The following is a 15,586-nucleotide window of genomic DNA, read 5'->3' as shown; positions in this document are numbered from 1 at the left end:
CTCATAAGGTTTAGGTCACTCCCTTTGTTTGGTGATCTCTACTCTATATTTAAGCAAACTTTATTCTTACTTTTTTATTTTAGAGTTCAATTCTGGCTGAAAAGGGGCAAATCTTTGAGCAAACTTTATTCTAAAGGAATAATCTGGATAACCCCATTAAAGTCAGATTAGATAAGGGCTAAACTTGCTTCCTCGCTTCTGCAAACTTTATTCTAATTTAACATAGTTAGAAAAAGTTATTTGCAGTAAATATCCTAGGTGGTAGAAGAATGATAATAATGTTCCCTTAAAATCATAAAAAAGATTGCTGAGGATATTGAATGTATCTAACCGGCCCGTTAGAATCGAGTTACTAAAAATTCACTAGAGTACTAGAAACTTGTCGCAGTAGAGGAAGTGGAATATGACTAAACGTAATCAATCTTGGAATGAGGATAAATATAATCGGTTTGTTAAAGAGGGGCGAGGACAAGGTGCAGGTAAAGAATATAAACCGTGGTTGTCTATTCAGGATTTCCCTTCTATGGGGAGGGTATCCCGAATACTAGGGTGGAAGAGTGGTAGAGTACATCATTTATTTTCAGATTTGCAGGCTCGCTATTTTTATATGTTAGAGTGGCAAGATACAGTTGTAGACATACGAGAACATTTTCCCCTACTGGATCTTGAAGATACAATACAACAGAAATCAGATTTAAATTTCAAACTATTTACGGATAAGGAAAGTGGATACCCATATACACTAAGCACTAATTTCCTAATAACAATAAACAGAGCCGATGGAGTTAATGTGTTATTAGCAAGAACCATAAAAATGGCTTCGGAACTTGAGAAGAAAAAGGCATTGGAAAGACTAGAGATTGAACGCCGATATTGGTCGGAAAAAGGAATAGACTGGGGGGTTATTACTCAAAAAGAAATTTCTAATGTCTTTGCAAAAAATATTGAATGGGTGCATTCCTGCTTATATTCATATGCTGAAAGGGGTTTTATACGTGATGAACTGATTTATTTAGGTAATGCTTTAATAGAAAGATTGATAGATGCTAAACATTCAATTAGAAAGATAACAGCCGATTTTGACAAGGAGTTTAATTACGATTCAGGTACAGGGTTATTTGTTTTCAAGTTCTTGATTGCTTCAAAACAGATTGAAGTAGATATGACTAATCAAATTGACGTAAACCTATCTAATCCAGTTATTGAAGTAAATACACGAATTACACATGAGGAGGCGGTAAGAAAATGCTTGTAGTGAATAATCTTATTTCCTTTACTACGTCGGGAAACGAGAAAGTAGTTGAAAGGGTATTATGGCTTAATAAAGCACATGATTATGGGTATTTTATTAACATTTATTCGACCTCTCTGCCCTATGAAAGGAATATTTCTGACGTAGAAGACGGGCTTAACAAGGGGAGTATATTTATTGTTGAGAAGGACCCTTTCAGACGGCTGATAAATGAAAAAGATATTCCTGAAAAGCATCTGTCTTTACGTGACGGTTCTTGGGAAATCATAAAGGATATTGTGAAATTGGAACCATTGGTCTACCACACAACAGAAAGAAGAAAACTAATACTAAAAATGTGTGAAGTCCACAAAGTTCACGAGAGTACTGTTATTCGCTATTTAAAAAAGTATTGGCAACGCGGTAAAACAAAAAATGCCCTTTTACCTGACTATTTTCTTTGTGGGGGTAAGGGTAAGGAAAAGAAGGCTAGTGAAGTGAAAAGGGGAAGGCCTAGAAAGCATGGACAAGTAACTGGCGAGGGAATAAATATTGATGAAAATATCAAAAAAGTATTTAGGTCTGCTATAAACAAGCATTATTACTCATCTACCGAAAAATCACTTACTCTTACCTACGAACTAATGTTAAAAGAATATTTTAGTTTGGATAGTAAAGTGAAAGGAAATGTGGAAATACCAGTAATAAAATCCTATGGAGAGTTACCATCTCTAAATCAGTTTAGGTATTGGTTTGAAAAGGAAAGAGATATCAAAAAAGAAATTAGCCAAAGAAAAGGTCGAAAAAATTATGAACAAAACCATAGAGCAATTATAGGCGAGTCAACAACAGAGGCACTAGGTCCCGGTGCAGTTTATCAGATTGACGCAACAATTGGCGACTTGTACCTGTTATCAAGATTTAATCGTGATTGGATAATCGGACGACCTGTAATATATTCTGTAATGGATGTTTATAGCAGAATGATCGTGGGTCTATATATTGGATTGGAAGGTCCATCTTGGGCGGGTGCAATGATGGCTTTGGCTAATGCTGCTTCTGATAAAGTTAGTTTTTGTCGGGACTTCGGAATTGAGATTGAAAAACATGAGTGGCCTGTCGCACACCTTCCAGAATCCATTTTGGCCGACCGAGGGGAATTAGAGGGAAGTAAAGTTGAGCCCCTAATTAATAATTTCGGAATAAAAGTTCTGAATACACCTTCTTACAGGGCTGATTTAAAAGGAATAATTGAGCAACAGTTTCGGGTAACCAATACAAGAACGAAGGCCTTTCTACCGGGTGCTGTAAAGTCAATTAAAGAACGTGGGGATCGTGATTATCGTTTGGAAGCACAATTGGATATTTACCAGTTTACTCAAGTGATTATTAAATGTGTTTTATATCATAATAATCAACATTATCTTACGAATTATCAGCGTGAAGAAATGATGGTGGAGGACGAGATAGAGTCGATTCCAATACAACTCTGGGAATGGGGGATAAACAACAAATCTGGAAAGTTACGTCATGCCCCAGAAGATGTTGTAAAACTCAATCTCATGCCAACAGGCAAGGCTACTGTAACTGCAAAGGGAATTGTGTATAAAGGGTTACTCTATGGTTCAAAACAGTCTTTAAAGGAAAGATGGTTTGAAAAAGCACGGAACCGGGGCACTTGGAAAGTTGAAATAAGTTATGATCCAAGAAATATGGATTATATATACTTACGGGATGAAAATGGGTTGGGTTTTGATAAATGTTTTTTATTAGAACATCAACAACGTTATAAGGGCAAGGCAGTTGAAGAAATAAATTATTTACTTGAATACGAGAAACAAAAGGAAAGACAACACAAGGAGAAAACAATACAGTCAAAAGTTGATTTGAATACTGAAATAGAAGAGATTGTAAAACAGGCCCAAATGGAAACATCTCAAAAACAAACGGATGTAAGCAGTAAAAGGAGCAGAATAGGCAGCATTCGGGAAAACCGTGCTGTTGAAAAAATGATTCAGCGTGAAGAAGAGGCCTTTGAATTAAATAAAGTTAATATAGAAAACTCTAAGGTTGTTCCTTTTATTCAATCTGATAGTAACGAATTTATGGGGGATGCAGGTTTTGATTTGTTGTTAAGAAAGCAGAAGGAGGCATTAAATAAAAAAGATGAATAAAGTTATCATTCCAAACGGTAGTGATGCTATTGTTGCTGAATACGGAGAACAAGTAATAAAGGAGTATAGTGGAAATCCTTTCATTGAGGCACTTCCCTCTATCCTCTCAACAGAGGAAGCCATTGAAAAGATGGCTATATATGCTGAATACAACCCCAAAGAAAGAATGTTAGATAAACATTATCGCATTCATTTGGTACAAAGATTATTTCAATGCTTTCAGCCGTTATGGATACACTTGGATTTGGAAAGTAGAATTTCCAGAGTAATTCGTCAAGGATATCTGGCAAGAAATGCTTTTCGAGCAGGGTATGCACAGGGCCTGCAGGAAGGACATCGAAGTATCAAAGGATTGCAAGGTGAATTAAGCAATAACAGTGTTTTTAGAACAACTGCAGCAGGATTTACGATAATTGGTGTAAGTGGAATGGGGAAGACAACGGCTATAAATAGAATTCTGTCTTTATATCCTCAAGTTATTGTTCATAAAGACTATAACGGAATAAATTTCAGTATGTATCAACTTGTATGGCTCAAACTCGATTGTCCTTTTGATTCTTCCTTGAGAGGACTAGCATTGGAATTTTTTCGAAAGGTAGATGATTTATTGGGAACAGAGTATCATAAAAAATTTGGGCTAGGTAGAAAGACTATAAATGATATGTTGGTGATTATGTCTCAAATAGCAAGAAACACCGGGCTAGGGGTTTTAGTTATAGACGAGATTCAACATTTAAGTAAAGCCAAAAGTGGTGGGGATCAAAAAATGCTGAACTTCTTTGTAACACTCGTTAATACAATTGGAGTTCCGGTTCTTTTGGTAGGAACACCAGCCGGCTTATCTATTTTGCAAAGTGAATTTAGACAGGCCAGACGGGGTAGTGGTCAAGGAGATATGATTTGGGATAGATTAAAAAATAACCAAAACTGGGATTTATTAATTAATGCACTTTGGGGCTATCAATGGACAAAAAAGCAGATTCCTTTGACAGATGATTTTAAAAATGTCCTATATGAGGAAAGCCAAGGTATTATTGATATCGCGGTAAAACTTTACGCCATGGGTCAAATTGAGGCCATTATGACAGGTGGGGAAGAAATAACACCAGAAACAATTGGTCAGGTGGCTAATAAGCATTTACAACTTGTTAAACCAATGATTCAGGCTTTGAAGTCGGGCAACATTAGTAAGATTGCAAAGTTTGAAGATATCAGTACAGTGGACATAGATTTTTTAGGATTTATGGAAAGGGAAAGGGCTTCTGTCGATTTGCAAATGAAGATGGAGGCAATAAAAAGAACGCAAAAGAAAAAAGAACAAGAAATGAATACATCCATAAAAGAAAAGGCAATTTTGAAACTTATAGAATTGGATTTTGAACCTACCGTGGTTCAAAAGGTTGTAGAAGAAGTTACTGGAAAAGAGGCGAATTTGGATATCAACGAACTGGTTGTGAAAGTCATTCAGGGTATATCCGCTTCAAATAAACAAAAGAAAAAGCGAAAGAAAGAAGAAACTTCTCTAGAGAATGATATAAGAATCTTGGCTATTGAAGGACGAAAGGAAAATAAGACAGTGTATGAAATTCTTTGTAATGGTGGTTTTATCAAAAGTCATGAAAGCGATTTTGGTCAGACAGGGTGATGTGAAATGATGACCTTCTTTCCAGTACCGTATAAAGATGAACTTTTATACAGCGTTTTGGCGAGATACCACGTTCGTAGTGGAAACGTCAGTATTAAAGCCACACAAAAGGATATATACGGTACGGACAGTATTACAGCAATAATGGACTTGCCTTCTCATATCTATCGTATTATGGACAACCTTCCTGTTGGCCATCATTATACGCCAGAATACTTAATTGCAAATCATACACTGTATCCATTCTACGCTGCTTTCCTGTCTTCTGAACATGCTGCTAAAGTTAAGGAATCTATGATTGGGGACAAGGGGGGCAGTATTTACAATAGAATTGGTTTGATGGCAAGTTCAGTTAAGTTTAATCAGTACTTTAAATTTTGCCCCAAATGTGCCGATGAGGAGGTGTATAATCTTGGAGAAATGTATTGGCATAGAATTCATCAAATACCGGGAGTTCTTGTTTGTCCAGAGCATAACACCCCGCTGTATGATAGCCAAGTCCCTGTTAGGGGTTATAACAAACATGATTATAGATTAGCCACTCCAGAAACTTGCAAAATAAATTACCCTAAGTTAAATTACCCTGACAATATCATGGATAAGGCAATCAATATTGCACAGGATATTGATTATATGTTAAATAACAAAACGGAAAATAAATCATTAAAGTGGTTTAAAGGACAGTATATCAATAGGCTAAAAGAACTTGGGTTTGCAAATATAAACGGTAGGATAAAACAAAAGGAGTTGTTAGAATCATTCGTGAATTTTTATGGTCATAGATTTTTAAGAATGGTTCAATCCGACATTGGTTTCAATAGTAATGGTAATAGTAATAGTAATTGGCTATATGAAATGATTCGGAGAAACAATAGATCAAGCCATCCTATCAGACATCTTTTATTCACACATTTTTTGGGGATTTCCCCTTTACATATTTTTAATAAAAAAATTGAGTACAAGCCCTTTGGAGAAAGACCATGGCCATGTTTGAATTCTGCTGCTAGCCATTATTTAAAACCTGTGATTAACGATATGGAATTAAAGTATGGTGCAGATAGTAAAAGTCCTATTGGTGTTTTTATATGTGATTGCGGCTTTGTTTACCTCAGAACGGGCCCTGATCGTGAAGAAAAAGACAGATATAAAATAACAAAGATTAAGCATTTTGGCTCTGTGTGGGAAAACAAATTAAAGAAACTTACTAATCAAAGACTAAGTTTAAGGGAAACGGCAAGGCAATTGGCTGTAGACCCAGCCACAGTCAAAAAATATGCGAAGAAATTAGACTTGAAAACATACTGGTTAAAAAGAGGTGGTGAAGATCAAAAAATTGTAAATATCAATGAGGAAGATTCTTCTGTTGAGAAGAAAGTAAGTTTCAGAAGAGAATGGCTGAATTTAATAAAACAGTATCCGCACAGCAGTAAAACAGAATTACGCCAACTTAACAATAGAGTGTTTACATGGCTGTACCGAAATGATAGGAACTGGTTGAATCGAAACTCCCCTAAAATAAAATCAACAGTCAACGATAATCATAGGGTCGACTGGGAGCAACGGGACGAGGAAATTTACGAAAATGTAAGAATTGCAGTCAATGATATGTTGACTGTCGGGAAGCCCGTACGTATTACGATAAGTTCAGTAGGTAGTAGAATTGGAATTAGACCATTATTGGAAAAACACCTTGATAAACTACCAATGACAAAAGCGTATTTGAATGACAAAACTGAGAGTATTAAGGATTTTCAAATTAGAAGGTTACAATGGGCAGTACAAGAGTTACAGAAAGACGGGCAGGATTTGTCTTTATGGAGAATATATCGAAAGGCAGGGATTAGGGAGAAATTCCAGAAAGACCTTCAGGAAGAAGCAATAAAATTAATTGTTGAGAAGAATAACTTGTGCCTATAGGTTTATTAAATAGGGATGTATCGCTTTAATTTTTTCATGGTTAGGCTAGTAAATTTTATAACAGTATGAAAGAAGAGTAAGACTAGGAAGTAATTTTCTATCTTGCTCTTTTTTATTACTATTTAATCAAAAATTACTTCATCCGTTCTGATACATAGTAATTCTAAATATCTTATTGCAATGGTCTTTTTAGTATTAAATCACTGAAAAATGTAGGGGGAATTGGCTCTGTAATTTTAGTTAAGGGTTTACTTATATGATCGTATAGGATTAAAATAAACCCCTTTTAAATGGCGTTTCCTGATAAAAATAGATATTGATAATAAGATATTAAGTTTCACTATTTTCACGATTTATTATTATTGCCACATAAAAATATCCCATCAAGAATTTCTATTAATATCGATATAGTCTTTTGGAATTTATGATACAACTAAATTAGTGGTACAAATTGATAATAAAAAAAAGTAACCAGTTCCGTTCCTAATACGGAGTTATTTTTAAAAAAGGAGGTGAACAGGAGGACGTTTAATTGTACATTAGGGAAATACGGGAACGAACGTATAGTTACACGATGGGAAGGTGAACACCCGTGCAAACGGCCAGAAAAGGAGGATGATACAAAATGAAAGAAATTAAAATAAAGGATAGTAAAGATTTCATTTTAGAATACATCCATGGAGTCCATGGACAAAAAATTGTAATTACTGAGGAGGGGGCATGCTATAGGGTAGGTTGCAATACTATTTCAGGTCTAAATGAATATGAATTTCCATTAAATCAGTTCAATGAATTGTCTCCATTCCAACTATATAAAAACCTTGAAGAGAATAACTTTTCTCTAACCCTTTTTGATGAAAATGAAGGAGATATTGTTATTCAAGCAGAAAGAATAGAATTTAGGGATTTATGTGATAACGAAGAAGAACTTTTAAAGTATATAAAATGGGATTTAGTTGATCATGTAGATGAATGCACATATATTGAGGAAAATGATGAGGAAGAATATCAGGATTTCAAAGATGAATTATTAGATGCTTCGACTAAAAAAGAAATACAAAACCTGTTAAATAACTACATAGTACTAAATGAAAAATATGATATTGAAGATAAAATCGAAGATTTCATCTTCCTTATTTAATTCATTGTTAGGTCCGTATCACAAATAGTGGTAAAACAGAGAGTAGAAATTGTTATAAAAAAAGAGTGGATAGAAAATATCTAGTAATTTGTTATGGTAAAAGAGCGCACTCCTTGTATGGAATGTGCTCTTTGTAATTCTAAAAACTTAATATGTACTTTCTTCAAGTCTTTTAAGTGCCTTCTCATATGCGGTGTTTCTTTCTTTTTCCTCCCAATCTAGTCTTTGTAAAATTCGCTGCCAATATATATTTCCCTCTTCAGCATACGATTTTGCAGTTTCTCTCCACAAATATGCTTCGGCCTCTTCAAGGACAATAAAATGGCGAGTATGGATTTTAAAGTGAGGCATTCCGTCTTCTTTAATTAAACTATAAATAGTAGACGGGCTTGTCCGAAAATGATTTGCTGCTTCTTTTATAGTTAGAACAGTTCGGCCATAATACCTTTCTTTGTCTTTTTTTGTGAAGTTTTTTATTTCATTTGAAAAAATAGTTAATTCTTCTCTTATTATTTTCCTAATTATTTCATCGATCATTGTAGGCTCCCCCTTTGTTTTGTGGAAGTTATCAATTTCAGACTGAACGGAATTCACATCCCAATTATTATCGGGATCAGTCCAACCAAACTTTTTATAATTATCAATTGTTTCTTTTATTTCGTTTTCATCTAGAATAATTCGAGATTTAACTTTTCGGTGAGGCATTGCTCTCGAAAATGTCAACTGACGTAATACGGAAGAGCCAATGCCGGTTAATGAGGATACCTCTTTGATAGTTAAATATTTTTTGGTGCAATACTCTTTATCCTTATACAGATTATTTAACGAAGCAGATATCTCATTTTTAATGATTGTCTCCAAAAGGTACTCAAATGAATTACTACTTAACAGGCTGTCCATTAACTCTCCTCCATTATTCACGTTGCCATCTTAAATTCCCAACTTTAAGACTGTCTTTATTATTGCTATCTAAGATTACCTCAAAATTGTGCTTCTTATAAAAGTGAACCAATCTTTCTATATGATCAATATCAACATTGGATATCCAGCCACAGATACTGTTTATTTTTCTGTTCTTTGCAATTTCAATAAGAGTGGTTAGTAGTATGCTTCCAAAACCGTGATTAGAAAGGTACTCTTCGATATCAATATCTGCTAAAGATATTTCAGTAAAGTCATCATTGAAAAAGGCTTTTAACACGGGATCAGGATAAAGAATTCCTTTCATAGTAATGACTCGTATGCCAAGCATGATTGTTTTTTCTTTATCTTTCGGAGTATTGTCGTAAAAGTGTCTATACAAAATTAGTTTGAATTCCTCGTTTTGAATATTTGATATTATTTCAAAGCCTTTATTTGTTATCAAATTAGTATGATATTCTACCTCGTAACCAATATCGTAATTACGTTGTAATGGGGAAATTTTACTTCTGATAAACATTTGATTAAATATATCCATATGGAACCTTCCAATTCTTTTTGCGAAAATACGTTCGTATTTCTTGTACTCTATTATACAATTTATGGTACAATATAACTACAGAATTTTACATTTTTTCGAAGGAGTTTATAAATTCTTAATCAGCCTATAACAAGTAAAATCTTTCTATTAAACATACATCTTAGAAAGTTATATGATTACCAGATTTTGTCGTATAATAATAGAAATAAAACAATTTTGGGGGTTAAAAAATGGCAGATATTCAAAAGCAATTTGAAGAGTTCCATGATGCAATTAAACTAAAACGGTTTAAGGAAAATAAAGAGTTACGGGAAAAAAGAGATATCATTACAGATAAAATAAAGAATGGTGTTAAGACCAAGTTTGAAGAAAAGGAAAAAGATGCTCCTAGTCTAGAGTTCATTGACCAAGGTAGTTATGCTGTAGATCTAGGGATTGTCCCTGAAGATAAAGATTATGATATAGACGAGGGTGTAATCTTTGATCTCTATAAAGAAGATTATACAGACAGTGTCGAACTTAAAAAGATGATTAGAGATATACTTGAAAACCACACTAATACGCCACCTAAGATAAAAAACCCCTGTGTAACCATAACCTATTCATTAGATGATGAACCAGCATATCATGTCGATTTACCAGTGTATTTAAAATCAAAGTATGATAACAATTTGTATCTTGCTTGGGGCAAGGAGTTTGCTAACAAAGACAATAAATATTGGGATCTTGCTGATCCAGAAGGTCTAAACGATCATATCAAAAATTCGTTTGCAGATGACGCAAAAAAACAATTTAAGAGAGTTGTTAGATACATGAAGAAGTGGAAGGATATTTGCTTCAACTCTTCAGGAAATTCTCGTCCTCCTAGTATAGGAATAACTATTGCAGCAGTCGATTTATTTTCTTATAAGCAATCTTATAACTCCTTATCAGGAAAATTTAAAGATGATGATTTGGGTGCTCTAAAAGATTTTGTAAGTAAATTAAAGAATAGATTTATGTTAAAGTGGGATCCCGATTTGGAGAAAAGTTTTTATACTATTGAATACAATTTACCTGTACAACCATATGGAAATGTTTTCTCTAAGATGTCAAATATCCAAATGGATTCTTTTTATCAAAAACTAAATGAATTAGAAAATGCATTGACTGAAGCAGAAGGAAAAAGTGACCCACATGAAGCATGTAAAGTTCTAAGTCCAAAATATTTTGGCGACAAATTCCCAATACCTGAATCAAAAGAGGCAAGATATAAACAAGTTGCTTTATCTAGTGCGCCTTCATCCAACTCTGCTAAAGGGTATTAATAATGAACATTGATGTTCAAGAGTTACTACAAGAAAAAGAATATTTGGACAAGGTTATAGCAGTTGAACCATATCATTATGAACTTTTTTTTGAATTGAGAAATGGTTATCAAATTCCACTAACGATAACTTTTAGTCCATTGTTTCCAACACAATTACCAATTGTTCATATTAATGAAAAGTACCACCATATTCCTGACATCCCACACGTTATGAGTAGTGGACTTGTTTGCTTTTTGGATAAAGAGGGTGTCATATGGAGCGATATTCCGGAAAGAACAATTGATTTTGTTTTTGACAGAGTTGAACGGGTATTAATATCAAATTCACCGCAAATAGAATATCATAGAGAATTTAGTTATTATTTTGGAACCTTAGAAAAGACAGAACCTGTTTTTTCAGTATACACTCCTGAAGATGAACCAAAGGAAATTTCTGTTTTGGCAATGGGAGGTAAACCGTTTGCCTTTCTAACAGACGATGCGGAGTCTAGGTATTTATTAGGTAAGTTATTAAATGCGAATATCAATTCTCGTAATCTAGTAAAAGCAAATTATATTCCATTAGACTATACCTACAAGGGCAAGGTTCCTCAATTTGATCGATTTTGGAGTAATGAAGAAATAACAAATATTATTAGAAATCATATATCTGACGATACATTATTGAAGATAGCAAAGTTTTCAATGAATAAAAAAAGATACTTTTATTTGCTAAGAATTCCATTATTGACAGGAGACCAAACAATTATTGGGTTATGGTACGAAAAGGTAAATCATTCTCTTTCAAAAAAAGTAATTCCGCTTATAGATGAGAGCATTATTGATGATTTTAAAGTAACACCTTTGTTTGTCTTTAGAAATGATGATACCACATTAATAGAAAGAGGCGGTGGGGTAAGGAAGCCTCTTAACGCTTTATTAGTAGGCTGTGGATCTGTGGGTAGTGATTTATTATTTATGTTAGCACGGTCTGGAATAAAACATTTTACCTTGATAGACGATGATAAAATGAAAATCGAAAACTCATATCGACATTTTCTCGGTATGAATAAATCTATTGAGAGTAAACCAAAAGTTAAACTTCTAAAAGAAGAATTTGAAAACAGGTACCCTAATGTACACATTCAAACAATTGAAAATGAAGTACTAGATACAATTGAAAATGGAGAAATAGAACTAAATGATTTTGATTTGATATTAGTAGCAATTGGCGATCCAAATATAGAAAGAAGACTAAGTAAACTTATTTTAGAGTCATCAACTCCTGCAATTTTCACTTGGGTCGAAGCATATGGAATAGGTGGACATGCACTTGTAGTTAACAACGGAGGAAAAGGCTGTTATGAATGCTTAATAGATACTGAATTAAGGTTGTATTCATCTTTTGCTGGGAAGAGTGATGTACCATTTATCAAAAATATGAATGGTTGTGCAGGTTCTTTTACACCTTACGGAAGTATTGATTCTATGGAAACAGCATTGCTTGCTTCGAGGTTAGTTTTTAGATTTTTAGAGAATGATATTCAAGGAAATCCTCTTGTTTCATGGAAGGGTTCCTCAAAAATATTTGAAGAGAGTGGTTTTATTACTTCGGAGCGATATAAACAATCAACAGATATTTTGAATCAGGATGACTATGAATATATTAATACTAGTTGTAAAGTCTGCTCGAATCTTAAGGATGAGGCTTATAAAGATGATAAGCGCTGAATATGAAAATGTTGCAATCGAAATCGAACAGCAAGTTATTAAAGTAATTAAAGGAATGCGACAAGAAGGCCTGACTGATAAGGAATCAGGAGGAATGTTAATAGGTTCGATTTTAACAAACAGTAACGATATTGTAATTAAAGACTACACTTTTCCTCAAAAAGGGGACTACCAATCAAGGTATAGGTTTATACGAAGGGAAAAGAGTCATAACGCCTTATTGCAACAGAAGTGGGAGGAAAGCAATAAAACTGTAATGTATATGGGGGAATGGCATACTCATCCTGAAATAGACCCTCACTATTCACGTCAGGATCTTAGAAATTGGAAAAAATTATTAAGTAAGTCAAAAACATTTTCTGATTATTTAGTGTTTATTATTGGTGGTATAAACATTTTTAAGGTTTGGGTCGGTAGCCGTGAAAATGGAGACATAGTATTAGTATATAAAGGAGCATATAATGAAAGTAATAAATTCAATTAAAGAGTTATTTACACTTATACAAAATGACCCTATCACTTCGATAATAATGCTACTTATATTAATTTTTTCTAGTATTATCTTGTACAAAAAATGGGGTTGGCTACAAATCGCATATAATTGGGTTATTAATCATGTTTTGTGCTTTATGAAAAGGGAATTCATTATGTTGGCTACGTTTACGAAGAAAGAGGCCAACTTTACTAGTGTAAAGAGAGAGTATCAAGAACAGGGATGTTTATATATAACACATAACTTTCTAAAAAAGTTTAAAGTAGATGGAAGCATTAATGATGCAGAACTTCAGAAAATACTAAAAAAGAAAAAATCCAAAATGAAGACAGCAATAAAGCGTAGTAAAAACTCTAACTCACTTATATACCTAGGGTTTCCCCATGTACCACTTGCTTTTTTAGACGGATATCACTTTAAGAGCACGGATGACGCAATTCTTTACGAATATCAAGGAGAGGACTCTGAGTGTCTTGGAAAGGGATTTTATGAACTAAAAAGAAAGTATAACACTGATATGAAAATAGTTAGTAATTATAATTCACAAATTAAGTATGACAATGAGGTTGCACTAAAAATTGAACAATCATTTTCAATAATAGATGAAGGGATAAAAAATGTATCTGGTACCTCACAAGTGATATCATTAGGTTTAGAAAATCCTGACCGCTGGAATATTACTAATTATGCTCAAATTGATTTATATCAAAAAAAGTTTTTAGAATTGCTATCAAAATTAAAAGAGAATGGTGTTAATAAAGTTCATTTATTTGCTACTACACCTGTTTCATTAAGTTTTAGTTTAGGTAGAATAATAGAGCATTATCATCCTGAAATAATAGTATATAACTACAATAACAATGCTTATGATTGGGCAATCAATTTAAGAACAGAAGAGATTATAACTTTTGAGTAGAATATATTGAAAAAAAGAAGAATAATAGGGATTCCTATCATTCTTCTTTTTTTGTTACATTAATATGCATAGCAAACGGGGATTGAGATATCATAGGAAATCACCTAAAAATCAGGGGCAAATAGCCTCTCAAATCAACATTAGGCATGGGAGTTATACTTTACCATTAAGTCTGATTCTTACTGTGTTTCCGCCCATAAAAATCAAGGTTTTTACTTCATTATCTTGAAGAGTCGTCATGTATAAATTTTCATAAGATAATGGAGGAGATACACTTGCAGCAAACAAATTACTCAAGAAAACCAATGGAAAATGAAATTGTTGAATTCCATCACGAAGATTATCAATTTATTATTACACGCTTTAAAAGAATCAACTGGAAGCAATACAAGGGGTTCTCTCAATATCAGTACTTTTTATTTGTGTTCGACAAAAGGCTAGCAAAGATTAATAAAGAGAATTCTTTAATCGAAGTTTTCAATACAGAGATTAGAGACAATGTTTATGCAACCTTTGAAGATCTTACTCAAAATATAGATGCTGTCTTGAGCGAGTATATTCTAGGTGATGCTGCGATTTTCGAGTGTTTAAAACTGGTTGAAAAATTGAATCCTATTTATTTGGACAAAGACGAGGAGTGAAATCCTTGTCTTTTTACTTGCTTTAATTTCCGAATATGTTTATAAAATTATTGTTTTAAAATGCAGTAATCACCGCTTAAATGTAGAAGTAAACGAAAAAGGGGGTGGAGAAATTGCTTAAATTAAGTGTAGAAGAATTAATCGAAATTAATGATTTTTATAATGGTGCAACTAGGGTGACGATAACACATGCAACAGGAAATACGGCTCTATTGGAACTTTATGATGGTCGTGATATAGAAGAATTCATTCTTAGTAAGAGGGATTTGATAATGGTCCTTAGAAACTTTTATGTTGAGGATATTTGTGACATTGTTCATTCAGGTGTTAACGGGATTATTGATGTTAAAGTGGACAAATCAATCGAACACTATCCAGTACAGATTTCTGTTGAAGATGGACATAAGTATTACTGTAACATAGAGGAACTTAATTACATTTACGGAATCATTGATTACCAAAAAGAAATGTTAAGTAAGTGTTAAGTAATTAGGAAAGTTTTAGATAGAAATGGTGGACTAAAGACAGATCAAATTGATATCTAGAAAATTTATATAAAAACCTCTCCAGAAATAGTAAAAAAAGGATATAGCCCTTGCTATATCTCACTAAAATACCTTACTTGAAATTGTTCGGTTCTTTTAAGTTGATCAATTAGTTCATTATCAAATTCATTTTCAAGAGGCTTATTTATATACATGTAATCTATTACAGATAATGGAGAGTTAAGTAAATCCATTAACTCCGTACTTTGACCAAAGTTATCCAAAAATACTCCTTTAATGATATGGAGGGTCTCTAATTGTTTAATTAATTCATTGACACGGAGAACTGCCTGTTCTGTACTTTCATTACTATTTTTTTGATAATAAATTGCTATATTTGCCACTTGTCCCACCCTTTCACCGAGGGTATTGTTAAAAAGTAACTTAACTATTTTATCACAT

14 protein-coding genes are annotated in these 15,586 nt (G+C 33.3%); 11 read left to right on the top strand and 3 right to left on the bottom strand.

What is annotated here, in order from left to right:
* Positions 1-403 precede the first annotated feature (403 nt).
* The 5 genes from E3U55_RS09165 to E3U55_RS09145 all read left to right on the top strand — a co-directional run bounded on the left by E3U55_RS09165 (position 404) and on the right by E3U55_RS09145 (position 8,108).
* On the top strand, positions 404-1,255 hold the full coding sequence (locus E3U55_RS09165; RefSeq protein ID WP_134340140.1) for a TnsA endonuclease C-terminal domain-containing protein: 852 nt from the start codon (positions 404-406) through the stop codon (positions 1,253-1,255).
* Positions 1,246-3,405, top strand: coding sequence for a Mu transposase C-terminal domain-containing protein (locus E3U55_RS09160; protein WP_134340139.1), 2,160 nt, complete (start codon positions 1,246-1,248; stop codon positions 3,403-3,405). Before E3U55_RS09165 ends, E3U55_RS09160 begins: the two co-directional genes overlap by 10 nt.
* Positions 3,398-5,050 (top strand): ATP-binding protein, encoded by a 1,653-nt coding sequence (locus tag E3U55_RS09155; protein ID WP_134340138.1) that lies wholly within the window; start codon positions 3,398-3,400, stop codon positions 5,048-5,050. The genes E3U55_RS09160 and E3U55_RS09155 overlap by 8 nt, the downstream gene beginning before the upstream one ends.
* A gap of 6 nt (positions 5,051-5,056) precedes the next feature.
* Entirely contained in the window at positions 5,057-6,967 is a 1,911-nt protein-coding gene (locus E3U55_RS09150; RefSeq protein ID WP_134340137.1) for a TnsD family Tn7-like transposition protein, read from the top strand.
* Positions 6,968-7,592: 625 nt separating this feature from the next.
* Positions 7,593-8,108, top strand: coding sequence for a hypothetical protein (locus tag E3U55_RS09145; protein WP_134340136.1), 516 nt, complete (start codon positions 7,593-7,595; stop codon positions 8,106-8,108).
* A gap of 147 nt (positions 8,109-8,255) precedes the next feature.
* Here E3U55_RS09145 and E3U55_RS09140 read toward each other — a convergent pair whose 3' ends face one another.
* Together E3U55_RS09140 and E3U55_RS09135 are read right to left on the bottom strand one after the other, a co-directional pair.
* Positions 8,256-9,008 (bottom strand): helix-turn-helix domain-containing protein, encoded by a 753-nt coding sequence (locus E3U55_RS09140; protein ID WP_134340135.1) that lies wholly within the window; start codon positions 9,006-9,008, stop codon positions 8,256-8,258.
* A gap of 13 nt (positions 9,009-9,021) precedes the next feature.
* Positions 9,022-9,567: a GNAT family N-acetyltransferase gene (locus E3U55_RS09135; RefSeq protein ID WP_134340134.1), complete on the bottom strand. Its 546-nt coding sequence runs from the start codon at positions 9,565-9,567 to the stop codon at positions 9,022-9,024.
* Between the two features lie 233 nt (positions 9,568-9,800).
* Here E3U55_RS09135 and E3U55_RS09130 point away from each other — a divergent pair, with 233 nt between their 5' ends.
* From E3U55_RS09130 to E3U55_RS09105, 6 genes are all read left to right on the top strand, one after another.
* On the top strand, positions 9,801-10,877 hold the full coding sequence (locus E3U55_RS09130) for a cyclic GMP-AMP synthase DncV-like nucleotidyltransferase (protein ID WP_134340133.1): 1,077 nt from the start codon (positions 9,801-9,803) through the stop codon (positions 10,875-10,877).
* Positions 10,878-10,879: 2 nt separating this feature from the next.
* Entirely contained in the window at positions 10,880-12,589 is a 1,710-nt protein-coding gene (locus E3U55_RS09125; RefSeq protein WP_134340132.1) for a ThiF family adenylyltransferase, read from the top strand.
* On the top strand, positions 12,576-13,073 hold the full coding sequence (locus E3U55_RS09120) for a Mov34/MPN/PAD-1 family protein (RefSeq protein ID WP_194840859.1): 498 nt from the start codon (positions 12,576-12,578) through the stop codon (positions 13,071-13,073). Before E3U55_RS09125 ends, E3U55_RS09120 begins: the two co-directional genes overlap by 14 nt.
* Positions 13,051-13,998 (top strand): SAVED domain-containing protein, encoded by a 948-nt coding sequence (locus tag E3U55_RS09115; RefSeq protein ID WP_134340130.1) that lies wholly within the window; start codon positions 13,051-13,053, stop codon positions 13,996-13,998. Before E3U55_RS09120 ends, E3U55_RS09115 begins: the two co-directional genes overlap by 23 nt.
* Before the next feature lie 275 nt (positions 13,999-14,273).
* The gene (locus tag E3U55_RS09110) at positions 14,274-14,639 is read left to right on the top strand and encodes a hypothetical protein (RefSeq protein ID WP_134340129.1); all 366 of its coding nucleotides are present in this window, start codon (positions 14,274-14,276) and stop codon (positions 14,637-14,639) included.
* Between the two features lie 113 nt (positions 14,640-14,752).
* Positions 14,753-15,124, top strand: coding sequence for a hypothetical protein (locus E3U55_RS09105; protein WP_134340128.1), 372 nt, complete (start codon positions 14,753-14,755; stop codon positions 15,122-15,124).
* Between the two features lie 113 nt (positions 15,125-15,237).
* Here the strand turns inward: E3U55_RS09105 and E3U55_RS09100 are convergent, their stop codons facing one another.
* A complete protein-coding gene (locus tag E3U55_RS09100; protein ID WP_134340127.1) occupies positions 15,238-15,528 on the bottom strand; it encodes a hypothetical protein in 291 nt (96 codons plus the stop codon).
* Positions 15,529-15,586 lie beyond the last annotated feature (58 nt).

Source organism: Filobacillus milosensis (assembly GCF_004402015.1).
GTDB classification, from domain to species: Bacteria; Bacillota; Bacilli; order Bacillales; family Alkalibacillaceae; genus Filobacillus; species Filobacillus milosensis.
The sequence above is the reverse complement of the archived record's forward strand: the minus strand, read 5'-3'. Positions and strand labels throughout refer to the sequence as shown.